General features: G+C 64.2%; 18 protein-coding genes and 2 tRNA genes. 14 read left to right on the plus strand and 6 right to left on the minus strand.

Translation table 11 applies throughout. From position 1 onward, the window contains the following. Window positions 1-58: 58 nt before the first annotated feature. The 3 genes from ACQR1B_RS19425 (at window position 59) to ACQR1B_RS19435 (ending at window position 1426) form a co-directional block, all read left to right on the plus strand. Entirely contained in the window at window positions 59-361 is a 303-nt protein-coding gene (locus ACQR1B_RS19425) for a type II toxin-antitoxin system HigB family toxin (protein ID WP_434833364.1), read from the plus strand. A gap of 12 nt (window positions 362-373) precedes the next feature. After that, on the plus strand, window positions 374-751 hold the full coding sequence (locus tag ACQR1B_RS19430) for a helix-turn-helix domain-containing protein (RefSeq protein ID WP_434833363.1): 378 nt from the start codon (window positions 374-376) through the stop codon (window positions 749-751). Between the two features lie 93 nt (window positions 752-844). Continuing rightward, a complete protein-coding gene (locus tag ACQR1B_RS19435) occupies window positions 845-1426 on the plus strand; it encodes a hypothetical protein (protein WP_434833362.1) in 582 nt (193 codons plus the stop codon). An 817-nt stretch (window positions 1427-2243) separates the two neighbouring features. On the opposite strand, the gene glnA is transcribed toward ACQR1B_RS19435, so the two are convergent. Together glnA and ACQR1B_RS19445 are read right to left on the minus strand one after the other, a co-directional pair. After that, window positions 2244-3653 (minus strand): type I glutamate--ammonia ligase, encoded by a 1410-nt coding sequence (gene glnA, locus ACQR1B_RS19440; RefSeq protein WP_172109659.1) that lies wholly within the window; start codon window positions 3651-3653, stop codon window positions 2244-2246. Window positions 3654-3891: 238 nt separating this feature from the next. Continuing rightward, on the minus strand, window positions 3892-4230 hold the full coding sequence (locus ACQR1B_RS19445) for a P-II family nitrogen regulator (RefSeq protein WP_009027873.1): 339 nt from the start codon (window positions 4228-4230) through the stop codon (window positions 3892-3894). A 519-nt stretch (window positions 4231-4749) separates the two neighbouring features. On the opposite strand from ACQR1B_RS19445, the gene ACQR1B_RS19450 reads away from it, so the two are divergent. Next, window positions 4750-6249: an NAD(P)H-hydrate dehydratase gene (locus ACQR1B_RS19450; RefSeq protein ID WP_434833361.1), complete on the plus strand. Its 1500-nt coding sequence runs from the start codon at window positions 4750-4752 to the stop codon at window positions 6247-6249. 38 nt (window positions 6250-6287) lie between these two features. Continuing rightward, window positions 6288-6704: a GNAT family N-acetyltransferase gene (locus ACQR1B_RS19455; RefSeq protein WP_434833360.1), complete on the plus strand. Its 417-nt coding sequence runs from the start codon at window positions 6288-6290 to the stop codon at window positions 6702-6704. Here ACQR1B_RS19455 and ACQR1B_RS19460 read toward each other — a convergent pair. Continuing rightward, entirely contained in the window at window positions 6697-7779 is a 1083-nt protein-coding gene (locus ACQR1B_RS19460) for an enolase C-terminal domain-like protein (RefSeq protein ID WP_434833359.1), read from the minus strand. The genes ACQR1B_RS19455 and ACQR1B_RS19460 overlap by 8 nt on opposite strands. A gap of 25 nt (window positions 7780-7804) precedes the next feature. Then, a complete protein-coding gene (locus tag ACQR1B_RS19465; protein ID WP_434833358.1) occupies window positions 7805-9115 on the minus strand; it encodes a multicopper oxidase domain-containing protein in 1311 nt (436 codons plus the stop codon). Window positions 9116-9290: 175 nt separating this feature from the next. Here ACQR1B_RS19465 and ACQR1B_RS19470 point away from each other — a divergent pair. The 7 genes from ACQR1B_RS19470 to ACQR1B_RS19500 all read left to right on the plus strand — a co-directional run bounded on the left by ACQR1B_RS19470 (window position 9291) and on the right by ACQR1B_RS19500 (window position 17275). Beyond that, window positions 9291-9375, plus strand: a tRNA-Leu gene (locus ACQR1B_RS19470). Between the two features lie 173 nt (window positions 9376-9548). Then, entirely contained in the window at window positions 9549-10907 is a 1359-nt protein-coding gene (gene tig / locus ACQR1B_RS19475; RefSeq protein ID WP_434833357.1) for a trigger factor, read from the plus strand. 298 nt (window positions 10908-11205) lie between these two features. Next, on the plus strand, window positions 11206-11838 hold the full coding sequence (locus ACQR1B_RS19480; protein WP_434833356.1) for an ATP-dependent Clp protease proteolytic subunit: 633 nt from the start codon (window positions 11206-11208) through the stop codon (window positions 11836-11838). A 489-nt stretch (window positions 11839-12327) separates the two neighbouring features. Then, window positions 12328-13602, plus strand: a complete 1275-nt coding sequence (gene clpX, locus ACQR1B_RS19485) for an ATP-dependent Clp protease ATP-binding subunit ClpX (protein WP_015666504.1) — start codon at window positions 12328-12330, stop codon at window positions 13600-13602. Between the two features lie 328 nt (window positions 13603-13930). After that, the gene (lon, locus tag ACQR1B_RS19490; protein ID WP_434833355.1) at window positions 13931-16354 is read left to right on the plus strand and encodes an endopeptidase La; all 2424 of its coding nucleotides are present in this window, start codon (window positions 13931-13933) and stop codon (window positions 16352-16354) included. 163 nt (window positions 16355-16517) lie between these two features. Beyond that, window positions 16518-17141 (plus strand): ImmA/IrrE family metallo-endopeptidase, encoded by a 624-nt coding sequence (locus tag ACQR1B_RS19495; protein ID WP_434833354.1) that lies wholly within the window; start codon window positions 16518-16520, stop codon window positions 17139-17141. 57 nt (window positions 17142-17198) lie between these two features. Next, window positions 17199-17275 (plus strand) — tRNA-Val (locus ACQR1B_RS19500). Between the two features lie 21 nt (window positions 17276-17296). Here the strand turns inward: ACQR1B_RS19500 and ACQR1B_RS19505 are convergent. Continuing rightward, window positions 17297-17563 carry a hypothetical protein gene (locus tag ACQR1B_RS19505; RefSeq protein ID WP_434833353.1) on the minus strand — a complete coding sequence of 89 codons (267 nt, stop codon included), beginning with the start codon at window positions 17561-17563 and terminating at the stop codon, window positions 17297-17299. A gap of 188 nt (window positions 17564-17751) precedes the next feature. On the opposite strand from ACQR1B_RS19505, the gene ACQR1B_RS19510 reads away from it, so the two are divergent. After that, window positions 17752-18237, plus strand: a complete 486-nt coding sequence (locus ACQR1B_RS19510; RefSeq protein ID WP_434833352.1) for a Crp/Fnr family transcriptional regulator — start codon at window positions 17752-17754, stop codon at window positions 18235-18237. On the opposite strand, the gene ACQR1B_RS19515 is transcribed toward ACQR1B_RS19510, so the two are convergent. Next, window positions 18176-19003 carry a metallophosphoesterase family protein gene (locus ACQR1B_RS19515; RefSeq protein WP_434833351.1) on the minus strand — a complete coding sequence of 276 codons (828 nt, stop codon included), beginning with the start codon at window positions 19001-19003 and terminating at the stop codon, window positions 18176-18178. The genes ACQR1B_RS19510 and ACQR1B_RS19515 overlap by 62 nt on opposite strands. A 226-nt stretch (window positions 19004-19229) precedes the next feature. Here ACQR1B_RS19515 and ACQR1B_RS19520 point away from each other — a divergent pair, with 226 nt between their 5' ends. Further along, the gene (locus tag ACQR1B_RS19520) at window positions 19230-20087 is read left to right on the plus strand and encodes a class I SAM-dependent methyltransferase (RefSeq protein ID WP_434833350.1); all 858 of its coding nucleotides are present in this window, start codon (window positions 19230-19232) and stop codon (window positions 20085-20087) included. The last annotated feature ends 10 nt before the right edge of the window (window positions 20088-20097 follow it).

Consider the following 20097-nt stretch of genomic DNA (forward strand, 5'->3'; position numbering starts at 1 on the left):
GCGGTCATTCGGCTCGGACCTTGGTTGATCTGGCAACTGCAATCTGGGACAATCGACCGTGAGGATCATCAAGCAGTCGACGTTGGTCCGGTTCTCCGGTCAGAACCCCAAAGCTGGTCCCTCTGTCCTCAGATGGCTCAAGCTGGTGAAAGCCGCGAAATGGGGGTCAATGAACGACGTCCAGAAGGCCATCCCCGGAGCGGTCGTGCTGAATGGCGAGCGCGCAAGGTTCGAGATCGCGGGCGGTAGCTTCAGGCTGATCGCGGCTTTCTCGTTCAGGCACCAGATCGTATTCATCAAGTTTATCGGCACCCATGCCGAATACGACCAGATCGACGCACTCACCGTCGCAAGATATTGAGGAGTTCGGCTCATGGATATTCGTCCGATCCGCAATGAGGCAGACTACGACGCAGCGGTCGCGGAGATCGAGCGGCTGTGGGGAGCCGCGCCGGGTAGTGACGATGATGACAAGCTGGACATCCTCGCGACGCTGGTCGAGCGGTATGAGAACGAACGTTGGGCGATCGACCTTTCCGGCGTCGATCCTGTCGATGTCTTGAGCTACCTGATCGAAGAGGGCGGGCATACCCAGGCTGAGCTTGGCGAATTGCTCGGCTCGAATGCGCGCGCGTCGGAGGTCCTGACCCGGCAGCGGGCCCTGACTGTCGAGATGATTCACAAGCTGCACACCGAGTGGAAAGTGCCGGCTGAGCTGTTGATCACCCCATATCGGCTGCAGGCGGCTTGACTGATCGTGAGGGACAAAACGGTGCAGTCATCTGTCGTCCTTGCTGTCGCGCGCTTAGTCGCTTTGACTTGCTTGCTGCCGTTTGCGGCCGTCATGCTCGTCGCTGCTGCAGCTTCGGCCCAGACGGCACCGCCGAGCGAAGGGCCGATCACCTGCATGCTGCCCGTGACGGCGACCGACACCGTGACGAGCGTCAAACAGCGCTATGGCGACGACGCCGTGCTTCAGGATCTGCCCGGCGCCGAGGGGGAGACCCATCAAGGCCTCGTGCTGTTTCCGCGGGCGATGGATCGGCGCATCGAGGTGGCATTCATCGACGATAAGACGGCGACGGTGTCTGGGCTCACCTTGCGCGACACCGCCAAGACCAGCCGCTGGAGCGTGGCCGGCATCACCATCGGCGCCAGCCTCGCCGCGGTGCAGAAGGCCAACGGCAAGCCGTACGTCGTGAGCGGCTTCGGCTGGGACTATGGCGGCTTCGTCACCGACTTCAAGAACGGTGCCCTCGGGCGCATGCTGCCGGGCGGCTGCTCGGTGACGGTGCGGTTCGGCAAGGACGGCAATGCGCCGAAGGCGCTCTCGGGTGACGGTGTGAAGGTGTCGTCGGACAATCCGGCGCTGTTGAAGTTCGCGCCCGTCGTCACCGAGATCGGTGTCAATTTCGCCGCGAAGTGATGGCGAGGTCTTCAGTGTGGCGCCATCGCGGGCCTCATGGTTCGAGACGGCGCGCGATTATAGGTCCGTCGCTCTCACGAACTGACGGGCGCGCGCCTCCTCACCATGAGGTTCAAAAGCCGAGGCGGCACTGCACGCCGGACCATGAACACGCCGAGAGGCGTGTTCATGGAGAGCAACCTTATGAAGAAGTGGGAATCCAATCGACCTCGCCGCGGGGCGCGACGGCCGTGACTGTGCCCTCTCCCCTTGTGGGAGAGGGCATGTGCGGCAGCGCAACGACCTCGGTCGGGTGAGGGGTCTGTCTCAATGAGTTGCGCTCGTGGAGAGAACCCCGACCGAGCCTGCGGATCAGCCGGCGATGCCCTCTCCCACAAGGGGCGAGGGCACTGCATCGCGCAGCGGTGCGGAGGTTGCAGACTCGTTCGAACGAGATCATCAAAGGATCAGAGAACGAGAAGCGGGAAGAAATTCCGGTGTCGAAACCGGAACTGCACGTGAACCATCGGCAGCGTGTTCATGGAGAGGTTCAAAAGCCGAGGGCGGCACTGCACACCGGACCATGAACACGGCGAGAGGCGTGTTCACGGAGAGGGGCCGGCACCGAACACGGCTGCACATCGACCATGAGCAACGTACTCATGGAGAGGGGCCGAGCATCTTCTGCGCTAGATTCATCTCCTCATCCTGAGGAGCTCGCCGGAGGCGGGCGTCTCGAAGGACGAGGCCCCTGATCTCTCCCCACCAAACCTGCCCCACCAAACAAAAAGGCGCCCGCGAGGGGCGCCTTTCGTCGTCCGCCGATCGTCTCGGGCGATCAGCCCGAATAGTACATGTCGAACTCGACCGGATGCGGGGTCATTTCGAAGCGCTCGACTTCGGTCATTTTCAGCGCGATGTAGCTGTCGATGAAGTCGTCGTCGAACACGCCGCCGGCCTTCAGGAAGGCGCGGTCCTTGTCGAGGTTCTCGAGTGCCTCGCGCAGGCTGCCGCAGACGGTCGGGATCTGCTTCAGCTCTTCCTTCGGCAGGTCGTAGAGGTCCTTGTCCATCGCCGGGCCCGGATCGAGCTTGTTCTTCACGCCGTCGAGGCCGGCCATCAGCATCGCGGCGAAGCCGAGATAGGGGTTGGCCATCGGATCGGGGAAGCGCACTTCGACGCGCTTGGCCTTCGGCGAGGAGGTGTAGGGAATGCGGCACGAGGCCGAGCGGTTGCGCGCGGAGTAGGCGAGCAGCACCGGCGCCTCATAGCCCGGGACCAGGCGCTTGTAGGAGTTGGTCGAGGGGTTGGTGAAGGCGTTGATCGCCTTGGCGTGCTTGATGATGCCGGCGATGTAGGACAGGCAGGTCTCCGACAGGTCGGAGTACTTGTTGCCCGCGAACACCGGCTTGCCGTCCTTCCAGATCGACTGGTGGACGTGCATGCCCGAGCCGTTGTCGCCATAGACCGGCTTCGGCATGAAGGTGGCGGTCTTGCCGTAGATGTGCGCGACCTGATGGATGCAGTACTTGTAGATCTGCATCTGGTCGGCCATCAAGGTCAGCGTGTCGAACTTCATGCCGAGCTCGTGCTGGGCGGAAGCGACCTCGTGATGGTGCTTCTCGACCTTGACGCCCATGCGGGCCATCGCGCCGAGCATCTCCGAGCGCATGTCCTGCACCGAGTCCTGCGGCGGGACCGGGAAGTAGCCGGCCTTGGTGCGGATGCGGTGGCCGAGATTGCCGCCTTCATATTCGGTGTCGGAATTGGTCGGCAGCTCCGAGGAGTCGAGGCGGAAGCCGGTGTTGTAGGGCGAGGAGCTGTAGCGAACGTCGTCGAACACGAAGAACTCGGCCTCGGGGCCGACGAACACGGTGTCGCCCACGCCCATCGACTTGACCATCGCCTCGGCCTTCTTGGCGATGCCGCGGGGGTCGCGGTTGTACGGCTCGCCGGTGGTCGGCTCGAGCACGTCGCAGGTGATGATCATGGTCGTTTCGGCGAAGAACGGATCGATCGTCGCCGTGACCGGGTCGGGCATCAGGCACATGTCGGATTCGTTGATCGCCTTCCAGCCGGCGATCGAGGAGCCGTCGAACATCGTGCCTTCGGCAAAAATGTCTTCGTCGATCATGCTGACGTCGAAGGTGACGTGCTGCCACTTGCCCCGCGGATCGGTGAAGCGGAGGTCGACGTATTTGACGTCGTTGTCCTTGATTGCTTTCAAGACGTCCTTGGCGGTCTTCATGAATACCCCTCTTGGCTCATTATCGTCGGCTTGTCGTCACGACCCGGCCGCGGGACGGCGTCCGCGGGTCATGCTCCATAGCCTCGCCCGGGGGGCAACACAACATCGGAAACGGCAAAAAGGCCGCGTGCGAGCGCCTCGCTGAGGACACCCGAGCTGCCGTGGCGGCTGCTGACGCAGCACATGTTCTGTGCAGGAGGCCTGGGGCGCTATGGCCGTTCCAAGCCCCCTACGAGGGCTAGATCGCGTCCAGCCCGGATTCTCCGGTTCTGATGCGGATGGCTTCCTCGATGTTCGACACGAAAATCTTGCCGTCGCCGATGCGGCCGGTCTGGGCGGCGCGGCGGATCGCCTCGATCGCGCGCTCGACCAGATCGTCGCCGATCACGATCTCGATCTTCACTTTGGGCAGGAAGTCGACGATGTATTCGGCGCCGCGATAGAGTTCGGCATGGCCCTTCTGACGGCCAAAGCCCTTGGCTTCGGTGACGGTGATGCCCTGAAGTCCCACTTCCTGAAGCGCCTCCTTCACCTCGTCGAGCTTGAACGGCTTGATGATGGCTTCGATCTTCTTCACTGAGCGCCTCCCGGGCATTCCGCTATCAAAAACAAGTGGGTCATCGTCAGGCTGCGCCGATGCGCAGGTCGTTCGATCATTCGTTACCGGACCCGACACTCTCCGGCGGAGGCCCGGTGATTGACAGCCCGGCTGGCCCCGTGCCGAAGTGCCTCCACAAAAGCAGGGTCTATGCCAAGTCGTTAACGAGGCTGAATCGAGCGGATATCTGGGCCTTTGGTGCTGCCCGACGATTCCCTCTGGGAGAAGCCAGAATAGCGAAGCCCTCGAATTAGGCAAACGGGTTACAAGTTGTGCAAATGCGGGTTGGGCGTCCGCATGCCGGCCGAAATGCCCAGGGAAAAGGCGCTGGCACCGTGGCGCTTGGCGCCCAACCGGTGAAAGTGCTCTTGGAACTTGTCGTCATGCACGGCAATAGGATCGACGGGATTCGCCTGGGCGCCGCGGTGGGGGGCCGTCTGGGTTCGATGACGGGAATGAGCAGCCTGCCGACGGCGGCTGCCGGGGACACGAGCAGTCATGGAAGTGTTGACCACGAGCGAAATGGAGCGCGCCGACCGGCTCACGATCGCCGCCGGCACGCCGGGTTTTTCGCTGATGCTGAGCGCGGGCCAGGCGGTCGCCGCGGCCGCCATGGACCTGGTCGAGGAGGGGCCGATCCTGGTGGTCTGCGGGCCCGGCAACAATGGCGGCGACGGCTTCGTCGCGGCGGCCGAGCTGGCTGCGCAGGGCCGCGAGGTCTCGGTCATCCTGATGTGCGAGCGCGAGGCGCTGCAGGGCGATGCCGCCTCGGCGGCCAGGGGGTGGAAATGTCCAGTGCTGCCGTTCACGCCGCAGGCGATCGGCAAGCCGGCGCTGATCATCGATGCGCTGTTCGGCGCCGGACTGAGCCGTCCGGTCACCGGTGAGCCGCATGACGTGATCGCCGCGATCAACGCCAACGGCGCGCCGGTGCTCGCCGTCGACCTGCCGAGCGGCATCAACGGCACCACCGGAGCCGTCATGGGCATCGCGGTGCGCGCGACCGAGACCGTAACGTTCTTCCGCAAGAAGCCGGCGCATCTGCTGCTGCCCGGACGGCAGCATTGCGGCCAGGTCCGGCTCGCCGACATCGGCATCGAGGCCCAGGTGCTCGCCGAGATCAAGCCGCAGGCGTTCGAGAACGATCCGGAGCTGTGGCAGGGGCGCTTTCCCGTGCCCGTGATCGATGGCCACAAATACGCGCGGGGTCATGTGCTGACGGTGTCCGGCGACCTGACCGCCACCGGCGCGGCGCGCATGGCCGCGCGGGCCGCGTTGCGGGCCGGCGCCGGCCTCGTCACGCTGGCCTCGCCGCGCGACGCGCTCGTGGTCAATGCGGCGGCGCTGACGGCCGTGATGGTGCGGCCTGCGGACACTGCGATCGAGTTCGGCGAGCTGCTCGGCGACAGGCGCTACAACACCTGCATCATCGGGCCCGGTGCCGGGCTCGGCGAGCGCACGCGCGACATCGTGTTCACCGCGCTGTCGGCGCGGCGCCATTCGGTGCTGGATGCGGATGCGCTGACGAGCTTCGCCGACGCGCCCGAGCGGCTGTTCGAGCAGATCAGGGCAACGGCCGACGCGCAGATCGTGCTGACGCCGCATGAGGGCGAATTCCCGCGGCTGTTCTCCGATCTCAGCAACAAGAATCCCGGCCGCTCCAAGATCGAGCGCGTGCGCGCCGCCGCCGCGCGCTGTGGCGCCGTGGTGCTGCTGAAGGGCGCCGACACGACGGTCGCCGCGCCCGATGGCCGCGCCGCGATCGCCGCCAACGCGCCGCCCTGGCTCGCCACCGCCGGCGCCGGCGACGTGCTCGCCGGCATCATCGCGGGGCTATTGGCGCAAGGGGTGCAAGCCTTCGAGGCCGCCTGCATCGGCGTCTGGATGCATGGCGAGGCCGGCACCGAGGCGGGGCCGGGCCTGATCGCGGAGGATCTCACCGAGACGATGCCGGCAGTGTTCCGGCGGCTCTATGACCGGTTCGGGATCGAGTATTGAGCTCCGCGCACACACCGCGGCGGCTTGCGCTGTCCGACATGGACGCCGCCGCGCGCGTGCATCGTGCTTCGTTCGACCTGGCTCTGCCCTGGCTTGCCGGCTTGCATACTCCTGTCGAGGATCGCTGGTTCTACCGCGAGCGGGTCTTTCGAGATTGCGAGCTGTGGGGCGCCTTCCAAGGCGACGAACTGACTGGCTTCGTCGCATTCCGCAATGCCTGGATCGACCAGCTCTACATTCGGTCCGAAGCGCAGGGCAGAGGGATCGGCAGCAGGCTCCTCGACCTCGCCAAGGACAGCTCGGATCGGCTGCAGTTGTGGACGTTTCAGCGTAACACGGCGGCGCGCCGCTTCTATGAACGGCGCGGCTTCGTGCTGATCGAGCAGAGCGAAGGCACCCGCAATGAAGAGCGTGAACCCGACGCACTTTATTGCTGGACGCGACCGCTCACGTGACCTGATATTTCGCGACCGCGCTCTCGTTCCACGCGAGCCCGAGACCGGGGCCTTTCGCGGTGACCTTGCCATCGGTGACCTGCAGCGGATGGCTGAGGATGGCGCCGGCGAAGTCCAGCACCTCCAGCCAGTGCGCCGTCGGCGTCACCGCGAGCACGTGCGCGCTCGCTTCGGGCAGCAGGTGGCTCGACATCGGGATCGAGGCGGCGTCGGCTTGCCCCGCAACGTTGAGCCAGCCGGTGATGCCGCCGACCTTCATCAAATCGGGCATGATGAAGTCGGAGGCGCCGGCTGCGATCGCCTCGGCAAAGCCGCGCGGAAACCACCAGTTCTCGCCGGCTTGGATCGGAATTTCCGAGCGTTCGCGCACCGCGGCGTGGCCTGACAGATTCTCCTGCGGCACCGGCTCCTCGATCCAGGTCAGGTCGTAATCGGCAAGGCGCGTGATTCTGCGCGTGGCCTCAGCGGGATCGAGCGACTGGTTGAAGTCGAGCATCAGCGCGATGTCCGGGCCGAGCAGGGCACGCAGGCCCTTGATCATCGCCTCGTCGGTCGCGAGATCGCCATGGCCGCCCTTGGTCTTGATGGCGCGGAAGCCGTGCTCGTCGCGCGAACTGCGCAAGGTGCGTTCATCGGCCGCCGCATCGAGCACGCCGTAGCTGTCATAGGCCGGAATCGGCCGTGCGCTGCCGCCGAGCAGCTCGACGACGGGCTTACCCGCGAGCTGCCCCAGTGCATCCCAAAACGCCATGTCGAGGCCGGACACGGCCATGCCGACCAGCCCCTGCCAGCCGAGCAGGCGGAATTTGGCGTCCATCGCCTTCATCAGATCGAACGGCGCCAGCGCTTTGCCGGTGAGCTCGCGGCCGATCTCCTCGACCAGCAGCACCAGCGGCTTCAAGGCGAGCCTGGTGTAGGCGAAGAGATAGGAATGCCCGGTAACCCCCTGATCGGTCGAGACGTCGATCAGCACCAGCGGCCCGGCATCAATGATGCCGAAGGCGTTGCGCAAGGGACGCTTCATCGGCGTGACGACGGCGCGGGCGGTGACGCCGGTGATCGCGGCGGTGGTCATGGGGAGTTCTCCCTGGTTCGTTTCCTCACCTGATCTCATACCACCGCACGAGGCGCGGCGCCGCCCAGTTCGCGGCCATGCTCTCCATCAGGAAGCGGCCGGGCTGCTCGGTCAGAAAGGCGATCCGCTGGGTCTGTCCGGCTTCCACAGCGAGCGTGTCGAGCCAATAGGGCTTCCAGCCATCGTCGAGCCGGTCGAGCAACCGGAACGGCTGGCCATGCAGATGCACCACGGTGGTGCCGGCGGACTTGTTGGCCAGCGCCAGCACGACGACGCGGCCGGCCTTGGCCTGGAAAGCGGGAGGACTGGCCGCGCTGAACTGGGCCGGCAGGCGCCAGTCGGCGCCGTCGAGCGGAAGCTCGGCGCGGATCGCGGTGCGCAGGTCGAGCTTGTCCGGCAGGCCATTTGCGGGCAGGGGCGCCGGCGGGGGCAAGGGAGCGGCGCGGAGCGGTGGCTCGTTGGAAGGCGTCAGGCGGGCTAGCGGCCGCGCCGTCGTGCCGTCGTGCAACAGCATTTGCAGCGGCGCCTTGGCGGCGGGCATGTCGATGACCACGTCGGTGCGGCCGCCCGGCGGCAGCACCACCGCGCCGTTGCGGGCGAGAAAGGGCTCCGCCGGCTGGCTGTCGATGGCCATCACCCGGACAGTTTCGAGATCGGCGATTTTGATCGCGATCACAGCGCGGTGGCAGCCATTGATCAACCGGAGCCTGACCCGCGCCTGCGCCCGAAGCGCGATCTCCGGCTGGATCTGCCCGTTCACAGTGTAGAGCAGTTCGGACTCCTTGGCGTCCGTTCCGGGCGCGATCGCGGTCCCGTCGGGTTTGAGCCGGAAGTCCTCGACCAGGAAAACCTCGTCGCGGTCAATGGTTACCGCTGCGGCCTCATCGACGATCAGAGGCAGCGGCCGAACCGGCGCAGCGGCGCCGTCGGCCAGCAGCCTGAGGTCGAGGAGGCCGGTCCCGGCCCGCGACCCCGCGGCCGTGATGGTCGCGCGGCTGCCCGGTGCGAGCGGTTGCTGCCCGAGCAGCGGCATCGGCATGGCGAGGCCGCGGCCGGAGAGCGCGGTCGGTATCGACAGGCCGTTCGCGAGGGTGAGATCGAGCGAGCTTCCCCGCGGCAACCGAAGCACCGGGGCGCCTCCGGCCAGTCGCCAGACCGCTGCGGGCGCGCGGCCCGGCGACAGCGGCAGAGATTCGGCACGCCCCTCCAAGGCGACGGACATCCGTTCGGCGGCCGGCAAAAGCCGTGGAAACGAGGCGGTGCAGGCTGCGGCAAAGCCGCCGAGCAGGACCCGGCGGCTGATCCTCTCCACAGGCGGCCTCATGCGACAAAACATTGTGCGTTGAGGGGGATGCGGATCATCTGGTTTTCCCTTATGTGTGCCGCGAGCTTGGCCGATGGGCCGGCCGCGGGTGCCGTCGACGGCCCATTTTTTTTGCTGCGGAGAGTTTCGCGCGTGGTATAAGCCGCGCCGCCCGCGGCATCGCGGCCGGGCTATCGATGCAGTTCACGCGGGCGTGGCGGAACTGGTAGACGCGCTGGATTTAGGTTCCAGTGACGAAAGTTGTGGGGGTTCGAGTCCCTCCGCCCGCACCAAGCGCTTCCTCGGCGTTTGCCCAAGTTTTTACCGGCGACCCGGTTTTCTCGCAAAGAGAAAGCGGGGGCGCCGACCCACCGGCGCAAGGTCAATTTGCCGCGCGCCGTCCACAATTGAGTCAGATGAGTCCGGATCGCAAGGGTCCGGACCGAAGCGGAAGAAGATTGACGCCATGCAGGTCACAGAAACCTTGTCGGAAGGCTTGAAGCACGAGTTCCAGATCAGCGTTCCCGCGGCCGATCTCGACGCCAAGGCGGATGCCAAGCTGGTCGACCTGAAGGACAAGGTCCGCATCAACGGCTTCCGTCCCGGCAAGGTGCCGGTGGCGCACCTGAAGAAGATCTACGGCAAGTCGGTCATGGCTGAGACCATCGACCAGACCATCCGCGACACCAACACCCAGATCTTCACCGAGCGCGGCTTCCGTCTCGCGACCGAGCCCAAGGTGACGATGCCGACCGAGGAGGCCGAGGTCGAGAAGATCCTCAATGGCCAGTCGGACCTGACCTACACCGTGGCCGTCGAGGTCGTGCCTGCGATCGCGCTCGCCGACTTCAAGACCTTCTCGGTCGAGAAGCCGGTCGCCGACATCACCGACGCCGACGTCGACGAGGCGATCAAGCGCCTGGCGGATGCTAACCGCAGCTACGCCGCCAAGGCCGAGGGCGCCAAGGCCGAGAGCGGCGACCGCGTGAAGATCAACTTCACGGGCACGATCGACGGCGTCGCCTTCGAGGGCGGCACCGGCGAAGGCATCGATGTCGTGATCGGCTCGAACACCTTTATCCCCGGCTTCGAGGACCAGCTGACCGGCATCGCCGTCGGCGAGACCCGCACGCTGAAGGTGTCGTTCCCGCCCAACTATCTGAACAACGACCTTGCCGGCAAGGCTGCGGAGTTCGAGACCACCGCGACTGCGATCGAGGCGCCGGAGGAGAAGGTGGTGGACGACGAGTTCGCCAAGACACTCGGCCTGGAATCGCTCGACAAGCTGAAGCAGCTCATGCGCGACCGTCTCGCCGGCGAGTTCAGCCAGGCGACCCGCCAGCGTGTGAAGCGGGCGCTGCTCGATCGTCTCGACGAGACACACAAGTTCGACGCGCCGCCCTCGCTGATCGACGAGGAGTTCAACCTGATGTGGAACTCGGTCAAGGCCGAGATGGATTCCAGCGGCAAGAGCTTCGCCGACGAGAACACCACCGAGGACAAGGCGAAGGAGGAATACCGCACCATCGCCGACCGTCGCGTGCGCCTCGGCCTCGTGCTGTCGGAGATCGGCGAGAAGAACAAGATCACCGTGACCGACGACGAGGTCAGCCGCGCCGTGATCGAGCGTGCCCGCTCGATGCCGGGCCGCGAGAAGGAGGTCTGGGACTTTTATCGCAGCAACGCGCAGGCGCTCGCGCAGCTGCGCGCGCCGATCTACGAGGACAAGGTCGTCGACTTCATCCTCGAACTCGCCAACGTGACCGAGAAGAAGGTCTCCAAGGACGAGCTGTTCAAGGACGACGACAGCGACAAGGCGGCCTGATCGGGCCACCTCTGGTCGGGTTTGCGACAGAAGCGCGTGATTAAGGTTGACCGGCGAAAGCGCCGGTCAACCGGGTTCCGGCGCTGGCCGCCGCCGCGGGAATCAGCTTGAACAGGACAACGGCTTCGTCCCCGGTTGGTCAGCGGTACCGGTCTTGTCACCGGGAAATTGGTCCATATCTGTGGGCTCGGTCTTGAAGTTCTGCATCACGGGGCCCCCGTCCGTCGCTGCTCGCTGAACGAGCCTCACCTGCGGCGGCCGGTCGTCTTCAACTGCTGGTCCAAACCTTGGGTGATTCATGCGCGATCCCGTCGAAACCTATATGAACCTTGTGCCCATGGTGGTCGAACAGACCAACCGCGGTGAGCGCGCCTACGACATCTTCTCGCGTCTCCTGAAGGAGCGCATCATCTTCGTGACCGGTCCGGTCGAGGACGGCATGGCGACCCTGATCGTCGCGCAGCTGCTGTTCCTCGAGGCCGAGAATCCGAAGAAGGAAATCGCGATGTACATCAACTCGCCGGGCGGGGTGGTGACGTCGGGCCTGGCGATCTACGACACGATGCAATTCATTCGTCCGGCGGTATCGACGCTGTGCACGGGCCAGGCGGCCTCGATGGGCTCGCTGCTGCTCTGCGCCGGCCACAAGGATATGCGCTTCTCGCTGCCGAATTCGCGCATCATGGTGCATCAGCCGTCCGGCGGCTTCCAGGGCCAGGCGACCGACATCATGCTGCATGCCCAGGAAATCCTGAACCTGAAGAAGCGGCTCAACGAGATCTACGTCAAGCACACCGGCCAGTCCTACAAGGCGATCGAGGATGCGCTGGAACGCGACAAATTCCTCACGGCGGAAGCGGCCGCGGAATTCGGTCTGATCGACAAGGTCATCGACAAGCGCCCGGAAGATCCGTCGACGATGGCCAAGTGAGTGGCCGCGTGAGCCGGAAGGGCCTGGTGAGCCAGACGCGAGCGGGCCAGAGATAAGCGAGGCCGGGGCCCGAAAGTCGGGCCTCGATATGTCACGGCATCCCCTGTGCCGGCGCATGCCGGCAGAGGTACTGAGGTGGGGTCCCAAAAGGGCCGCAGCCCTGCCGTGCAACCGGCAAACAGGCGTGGCAAACACGCAACGTTCGGCCGATTTCGCGTGTTCTTACCGTGTCAAGCCCTAAAATCACGGTAATGTCACGGTCTAGGGTCTGTCCTCCGATTAGCGAATTCTTGATAGTCGGATGACAGCATGATTGGCTAGAGTGTCCAGTTATGGATCGTGGGGGATTCGCGCAGGTCGTGGTTGCACGGCGGGTGAAGAACAAGGTCTTAATTTTGGTACGAAATTTGCTCTTTCACCAGTCTGGTCCGGCCCGTGCCGGATCGGTACGAACGAGCGGACAAGAGCGAACCGCGGACGGAGACAGGAATGAGTAAGGTCGGCACGAGCGACTCGAAGAACACGCTATATTGCTCGTTCTGCGGCAAGAGCCAGCACGAAGTCCGCAAACTGATCGCAGGTCCAACCGTTTTCATCTGCGACGAGTGTGTCGAACTCTGCATGGACATCATCCGCGAGGAGAACAAGTCCTCGCTGGTCAAGTCGCGCGACGGGATTCCGACCCCGAAGGAGATCTGCAAGGTCCTGGACGATTACGTGATCGGTCAGAACCATGCGAAGAAGGTGCTGTCGGTCGCTGTCCACAACCACTACAAGCGGCTGAACCATCAGACCAAGCACTCGGACGTCGAACTCGCCAAGTCGAACATCCTGCTGATCGGTCCGACCGGCTCGGGCAAAACGCTGCTGGCGCAGACGCTGGCGCGGATTCTCGACGTGCCGTTCACGATGGCCGATGCGACGACCTTGACCGAGGCCGGTTATGTCGGTGAGGACGTCGAGAACATCATCCTGAAGTTGCTGCAGGCGGCCGACTACAATGTCGAGCGCGCGCAGCGCGGCATCGTCTACATCGACGAGATCGACAAGATCAGTCGCAAGTCGGACAATCCCTCGATCACCCGCGACGTGTCGGGCGAGGGCGTCCAGCAGGCGCTGCTGAAGATCATGGAAGGCACGGTTGCGTCGGTGCCGCCGCAGGGTGGCCGCAAGCATCCGCAGCAGGAGTTCCTGCAGGTCGACACCACCAACATCCTGTTCATCTGCGGTGGTGCATTCTCCGGCCTCGAGAAGATCATCTCGGCGCGCGGCCGGTCGACCTCGATCGGCTTCGCGGCCCAGGTTCTGGCGCCGGAAGACCGCCGCACCGGTGAGATCTTCCGTCACGTCGAGCCCGAGGATCTGCTGAAATACGGCCTGATCCCGGAGTTCGTGGGTCGTCTGCCGGTCGTGGCGACGCTCGAGGATCTCGACGAGACCTCGCTGAAGAAGATCCTGACCGAGCCGAAGAACGCGCTGGTGAAGCAGTATCAGCGGCTGTTCGAAATGGAGAACATCGAGCTGACCTTCGCCGACGAGGCGCTGGGCGCGGTGGCCCGCAAGGCGATCGAGCGCAAGACCGGTGCGCGCGGCCTTCGGTCGATCCTCGAGAGCATCCTGCTCGAGACGATGTTCGACCTGCCGGGCCTCGAAGGCGTCGAGGAAGTGGTCATCTCGCGCGAGGTGGTCGAGGGCACGGCCCGTCCGCTCTATATCTATGCCGATCGTTCCGACCGCGCGGTGGAAAGCAGCGCCAGCGCGTGATCCGCGCTGGTACGATAGACAGACGACCTCGTTTCATCAGATCGGCGACCGCTGCGGGCCTTGCGTCCGCAGCGTCGCAGTGTTTCAGCGTCCCGCCGCGTAAAGCCATTTTTGGCGGGTGTTTTCCGATACTTGACACCCCCCGGGGCGATAGCCACCTAATGCCGCGTGGCGTTACAAATCTCAATCCCGGGATTCGCCTCAACATACGATCCGAAACCAGCCGGCGATATCGACGCGCCAGTGAAGTCCGGATCAGATCGCACCTTGTGGCGGTTGCGCACGATGGCGGGCTGCGTGCAAGGGGGCAAAACAAAAGGAACAGGCCATGACGACCCCCAAACCCCGGCCGACCATCGTTTACGGCGAGAGCCACGCGTATCCGGTTCTGCCGCTTCGCGACATCGTCGTCTTCCCGCACAACATCGTTCCGCTGTTCGTCGGCCGCGAGAAGTCCATCCGCGCCCTCGAAGAGGTGATGAAGAACGACGCGCTGGTGATGCTCGCGACGCAGAAGAACGCGTCCGACGATGATCCAGCCGCGGATGCGATCTACGAGACCGGGACGCTCGCCAGCGTGCTGCAACTGCTCAAGCTGCCCGACGGCACCGTCAAGGTGCTGGTCGAGGGCCTGGAGCGCGCGCGTGTCGAGAAGTACACCGACCGTGCCGACTACTACGAAGCCACCGCCGTCGCGCTCGAAGACACCGATGCAAAATCGGTCGAAGCGGAAGCGCTCGGGCGGTCCGTCGTGTCGGATTTCGAGAGCTATGTGAAGCTGAACAAGAAGATCTCCGCGGAGGTCGTCGGCGTCGTTCAGTCGATCACGGATTTCGGCAAGCTGGCCGACACCGTCGCCTCGCATCTTGCGGTCAAGATCGCCGATCGCCAGGGCATCCTGGAGACGCTGTCCGTCACCACGCGCCTGGAGAAGGTGCTGGGCCTGATGGAGAGCGAGATCTCGGTGCTGCAGGTCGAGAAGCGGATCCGTTCGCGTGTCAAGCGCCAGATGGAGAAGACCCAGCGCGAGTACTACCTGAATGAGCAGATGAAGGCCATTCAGAAGGAGCTGGGTGACGAGGACGGCCGCGACGAACTCGCCGATCTGGAAGAGCGCATCAACAAGACCAAGCTCTCCAAGGAAGCGCGGGAGAAGGCGCAGCACGAGTTGAAGAAGCTGCGCCAGATGTCGCCGATGTCCGCGGAAGCGACCGTCGTGCGCAACTACCTGGATTGGCTGCTGTCGATCCCGTGGAACAAGAAGTCCAAGGTGAAGAAGGATCTGGAGGCCGCGCAGGCGGTTCTGGATGCGGATCACTATGGGCTGGAGAAGGTCAAGGACCGCATCGTCGAGTACCTGGCGGTGCAGTCCCGCGCCAACAAGCTGACCGGCCCGATCCTGTGCCTGGTCGGACCTCCCGGCGTCGGCAAGACCTCGCTCGGCAAGTCGATCGCCAAGGCCACGGGGCGCGAGTTCGTTCGCGTGTCGCTGGGCGGCGTGCGCGACGAAGCCGAGATCCGCGGCCATCGCCGGACCTATATCGGTTCGATGCCCGGCAAGATCATCCAGTCGATGCGCAAGGCCAAGACCTCGAACCCGCTGTTCCTCTTGGACGAGATCGACAAGATGGGCTCGGACTTCCGGGGTGACCCGTCGTCGGCGCTGCTGGAGGTCCTCGACCCCGAGCAGAACACGACGTTCAACGATCACTATCTGGAGGTCGACTACGACCTGTCGAACGTGATGTTCATCACGACCGCGAATACGCTCAATATTCCCGGACCGCTGATGGACCGCATGGAGATCATCCGCATCGCGGGTTACACCGAGACCGAAAAGCTCGAGATCGCCCGCAAGCATCTGATCCCGTCCGCGCTGTCCAAGCACGGCCTGGATTCGAAGGAATGGTCGATCGACGACGACGCGTTGCTGCTCGTGATCCGGCGCTACACCCGCGAGGCGGGCGTGCGTAACCTGGAACGTGAGATTTCGACACTGGCCCGCAAGGCCGTGAAGGAACTCATGATGTCCAAGAAGAAGTCGGTGAAGGTCACCGAGAAGGCCGTCGAGGAATTCTTGGGTGTGCCGAAGTATCGCTTCGGGGAGATCGAGCAGGACGACCAGATCGGGATCGTCACGGGTCTCGCGTGGACCGATGTCGGCGGTGAGCTGCTCACCATCGAAGGCGTCATGATGCCCGGCAAGGGCAAGATGACGGTGACGGGCAATCTGCGCGACGTCATGAAGGAATCGATCTCGGCCGCGGCGTCCTACGTCCGCTCGCGGGCGATCAACTACGGCATCGAGCCGCCGATGTTCGACCGCCGCGACATCCACGTCCACGTGCCGGAAGGGGCGACCCCGAAGGACGGTCCGTCGGCGGGTGTTGCGATGGCGACTGCGATCATCTCGGTCATGACGGGCATTCCGATCCGTCACGACGTTGCGATGACCGGCGAAATCACGCTGCGCGGCAGGGTGCTGCCGATCGGCGGTCTGAAGGAGAAGCTCCTGGCGGCTGCCCGCGGCGGCATCAAGACGGTGCTGATCCCCGAGGACAACGCCAAGGATCTCACGGAGATCTCCGATGCGATCAAGGGCGGCATGGACATCATCCCGGTGTCCCGTCTCGACGACGTCGTCGCCCGGGCCCTGGTCCGCATGCCGGTGCCGATCGTCTGGGAAGAGGACACCAAGGTGCCTGTCAAGGGCGACGGCGACGAAGCCGCCGGCGGCCTGACCGCCCACTGAGACTGAACCGATCCTTAAGGAAACGGCGCCCGAGCGGGCGCCGTTTTCGTTTACAGTGCGGAAATGCCTGAAGAACTGCCAGCCTACCATTGGAGCCACTTGATCTAGTGGGTTGAAGAGGCCATATCCCTACATAGGCGATTCGTTCTATTGGGCGGAACTCATGCCAATCTATCGCACCGACGAGGAACTTGAGGAGGTCGGCCGAAGCTTCTTGCGGCGTCTGGGGTTAGAAGGGCAGGTCCGGCCCGACCCAATGACCGTAATCGGCAAGATCAAGCACAATGATCCCCGGTTCAATTACAGGCGCGTTTCCGACCGGATGATGCCGGATGCCGAGGCTAGGTGGGATTCAGACAAGTGCGAAGTCGCTATGCGCGAGTCGATCTTCACCGGTATGCAACGGGGAGAGGCTCACGCCAGATTTGTAGTTTTTCACGAAATTTCGCATTACGTGCTCGGCCACCAGGGCACGCGAAATCGAGCCGCGACCGCTAAAACACGCTCATACTCGGTAGGTACGATAAGGCACGAAGAAGGTGAGGCTTCACGCCTAGCTGCAATCATCATGGCTCCAGAACACCTCGTTCCTGAAAACAAGTCGGCTTACGATCTGGCTGATCTTTTTGGGATGAGCGAAAAGGCTGCGATCATCCGGAAAGAGGACGTCGATCGAATTCGTCGGCAGCGTCGCGGAGAGCTTCGGCCTCTACCGGAATCCGTCAAGGAGTTATTGCGAAACGCGAAGGACAAAGGTTTCCCAATACAAACCCGCCTCGACGATTGATCAATCGTGTCCACCGTTGATTGCGCGCCGGGCAGGGGGTAAAGAGGCGCGACGTGAGGGCGGCTAGCTCAGCTGGTTAGAGCATCTCGTTTACACCGAGAGGGTCGGGAGTTCGAATCTCTCGCCGCCTACCACTTTTGAATTTTGGCGTCAGTTTATTGCTGCGTGTCAACGTAGACAATTTCTACCACACCGCGCGGATCGTTCATCCATCCTCGACCATGAGAGGAGGGAATGCCCGCACGCTTTTCCATAAAATACTTCGACTGTGGATCGCTGCTAAGTTTAAGCTGTGGGTGATCGGCATCTTTGCGACGCAGTTGCGCCATTGCCTGATTAAGCGCATCCTGGTCATCATCCGAAAGCGCATTGGCCAAGTCGCTAGTCGCGTTTGAGAAGCTCTTAAGCGTGTAGAGATTCATCTACGGCTCCCGAGGCGTGACCTGAGTTCTATAGCAGATAGGTCATCCTTTCGCTATTCGCTTGTATCGGCATCAAGAACTGTGAATCTTTGGCGTGAGCGAACTCGGGTGATCGGCTTGGCGATTTTACATGGCTAACGCCGGAGATTGGGCTAGGCTGACTGCATGAAATACAGCCCGAGCTGCCCATGACCGACTTCCTGCGTCACTGCACCGGGGGACACGACCGCACGATCGCCGCGGGCGTCGACCTGCTCGAAGAGGGTCACAGCACTGGGCATCTCTATATTCTGCTCGAGGGCCGGCTCGAAGTGATCAAGGCTGGCGCGACCGTGGCGATCGTTTCCGAGCCCGGTGCGCTGTTCGGCGAGATGTCGCTGTTGCTGGAGCAGCCGCACACGGCGACCGTGCGCGCTCTGACGGAGTGCCGCATCTATGAGATCATGGATGCGCCGCGCTTCCTGACGGAGAATCCCGAGGCGACCTTGGCGATCGCGCGGATGCTGGCGCAGCGGCTCAACGTCGCCAACACCTATCTCGCCGATCTGAAGCGGCAATATGCCGGGCATGGCACGCATCTGGCGATGGTCGGCGACGTCTTGCAGAGCATGATCAACCTGCCGCCGCAGCAGGTCGCGCCAGGAACGGATCTGGAATCCGATCCACGGCTCTGAGCCAGTCCGGCGCCACCGCGACCGGCTGCGCCGGGCGCTGCAGCGGGCCGGCGAGATCGATCCATTCGGCCTGGCCCGCCGCGAGCCAGAAGGCGCGGCCTTCGTCGGTGTCGATCACCATGTAGGTCGGTGGACGTCCGGGCTGGCGCCCGGTGTTGAACACCCAGCTCGGACCGACGCGATCGAACCAAGAGCCGTCCTTGATGAAGGGTGACTGGTGAACGTGGCCGGAGATCACCATCGCCGGCCGATGGCGCGCGATGAAGCCTTCGAGCTCGGTGTCGCCGAAGAAACGCTTGCCGCCCCAGCTCACTTGCGAGTTGGCCGGCGGCGCATGATGCACCCAGATCCAGAGCGCAGGCCGGCGTGCGGCGGCGGCTTCGAGCTGGCGTTCGATCGTAGCCTTGACGAGCGGACCGTCCCACCACGGGCAGACCGAAAACAGCGTCTCGCCGATCAGGATGTCGTCGCCGTCGGCGGCGACGCCGAGCTCGCGGACCGTGCCGATCCACGCCGCGATCTTTTCGCCCTCCGGGCTGCGCTCCTCGAGGTCATGATTGCCGGAGCAGATCATCACCCGCGTCTTGGCGGCCAGCAGCGCCAGATATTTCCTCACCACGACGATCTGGGCGCGGATGTCGACGATCGAGGCGAGGTCGAGCGCGTCGCCGGCGAACACGACCGTATCGAAATGATCGGCCGCCGCGACCAGCCAGTCGAATTGCGGCAGCGTGTAGTGAAGATCGGCAACGATGAGACAGCGCATGGGGCCCCTGATGCGGATGGTCGAAGCAAGAGAGAGACCATCGTCGCATCGCTATTGCATCTCGGCGCGATGCACGCCAGCGGGCCCTGTCTTCCATCGGTCTCTCGATCACGGCGGTATGATGGGCGTCGGTCTGCTGCAGGCCGTCGCGCGCTCGTGCCTTGACAGGCAAGACCTGCGCATGCGCGGATAGCGGCCCCGACGATGACATCAGACAAGGCGCATCATGCAATTGCCGTCCGGAGACGAGCGCAACGCCGATCAGATCGCCTATTGGAACGGGCCCGGCGGGCAGCGCTGGTCCGATCGCCAGGAGGCGCAGGACATCCTGCTCGCGCCGGTGTCGCAGATCCTGATCGACCGCATTGCGGCCAAGCCGGGCGATCGGATTCTCGACATCGGCTGTGGCTGCGGCGGCCTGTCGATCGCGCTGGCGCGGCAGGTCGCGCCGGGTGGTCACGTGCTCGGGGTCGATATTTCCGCGCCCATGCTGGAGCGGGCGCGCGCGGTGGCGCCGGCCGGGCTGCCCGCGGAATTCGTGCTGGCCGATGCCACCGTGCATCCGTTCCCGCCGGCGAGCTTCGACCTGATGGTGTCGCGCTTCGGCGTGATGTTCTTTGCCGATCCCGTGACGTCGTTCGCCAACATGCGCCGGGCGCTGAAGCCGGGCGGGCACCTCGTCTTCGCCTGCTGGCGCGAGCCGAAGGCCAATCCCTGGATGATCGCCCCGCTGCAGGCGGTCTATCGCCATGTCCCGAAGCTGCCGGAGATGGCGCCGGAGGATCCGGGCCCCTTCGCCTTCGCATCCGAGGCGCGGGTGACGCGCATCCTGGCCGAGTCCGGCTTCAGCGATGTCGCGCTGCAGGCCCAAGCGCTGTCGCTCGACATCGCGATCGGGAAGGGGCTCGAGGCGGCGGTGCAATCGGCGTTCGAGATCGGCCCCGCCAGCCGGGCGCTGGAGGGGCATCCCGCCGAGACGCGCGAGGCGGCGCGGCAATCGGTCCGCGACCTGCTCGCGCAGCATCAGGATGGCGACAACGTCACGCTGTCCGGCTCGATCTGGCTGGTGACGGCGCGCGCCTGACGCCCGCCGG

Source organism: Bradyrhizobium oligotrophicum (assembly GCF_051168495.1).
Lineage (GTDB): Bacteria > Pseudomonadota > Alphaproteobacteria > Rhizobiales > Xanthobacteraceae > Bradyrhizobium > Bradyrhizobium oligotrophicum_A.

Coding starts and splice junctions, on each gene's coding strand:
- ACQR1B_RS19520 (WP_434833350.1), top strand. CDS start 19,230: ATGCAATTGCCGTCCGGAGACGAGCGCAACGCCGATCAGATCGCCTAT.
- ACQR1B_RS19435 (WP_434833362.1), top strand. CDS start 845: ATGCTCGTCGCTGCTGCAGCTTCGGCCCAGACGGCACCGCCGAGCGAA.
- ACQR1B_RS19515 (WP_434833351.1), bottom strand. CDS start 19,003: ATGCGCTGTCTCATCGTTGCCGATCTTCACTACACGCTGCCGCAATTC.
- tig (WP_434833357.1), top strand. CDS start 9,549: ATGCAGGTCACAGAAACCTTGTCGGAAGGCTTGAAGCACGAGTTCCAG.
- ACQR1B_RS19460 (WP_434833359.1), bottom strand. CDS start 7,779: ATGACCACCGCCGCGATCACCGGCGTCACCGCCCGCGCCGTCGTCACG.
- ACQR1B_RS19455 (WP_434833360.1), top strand. CDS start 6,288: ATGGACGCCGCCGCGCGCGTGCATCGTGCTTCGTTCGACCTGGCTCTG.
- glnA (WP_172109659.1), bottom strand. CDS start 3,653: ATGAAGACCGCCAAGGACGTCTTGAAAGCAATCAAGGACAACGACGTC.
- ACQR1B_RS19480 (WP_434833356.1), top strand. CDS start 11,206: ATGCGCGATCCCGTCGAAACCTATATGAACCTTGTGCCCATGGTGGTC.
- ACQR1B_RS19495 (WP_434833354.1), top strand. CDS start 16,518: ATGCCAATCTATCGCACCGACGAGGAACTTGAGGAGGTCGGCCGAAGC.
- ACQR1B_RS19505 (WP_434833353.1), bottom strand. CDS start 17,563: ATGAATCTCTACACGCTTAAGAGCTTCTCAAACGCGACTAGCGACTTG.
- ACQR1B_RS19430 (WP_434833363.1), top strand. CDS start 374: ATGGATATTCGTCCGATCCGCAATGAGGCAGACTACGACGCAGCGGTC.
- ACQR1B_RS19465 (WP_434833358.1), bottom strand. CDS start 9,115: ATGTTTTGTCGCATGAGGCCGCCTGTGGAGAGGATCAGCCGCCGGGTC.
- clpX (WP_015666504.1), top strand. CDS start 12,328: ATGAGTAAGGTCGGCACGAGCGACTCGAAGAACACGCTATATTGCTCG.
- lon (WP_434833355.1), top strand. CDS start 13,931: ATGACGACCCCCAAACCCCGGCCGACCATCGTTTACGGCGAGAGCCAC.
- ACQR1B_RS19510 (WP_434833352.1), top strand. CDS start 17,752: ATGACCGACTTCCTGCGTCACTGCACCGGGGGACACGACCGCACGATC.
- ACQR1B_RS19450 (WP_434833361.1), top strand. CDS start 4,750: ATGGAAGTGTTGACCACGAGCGAAATGGAGCGCGCCGACCGGCTCACG.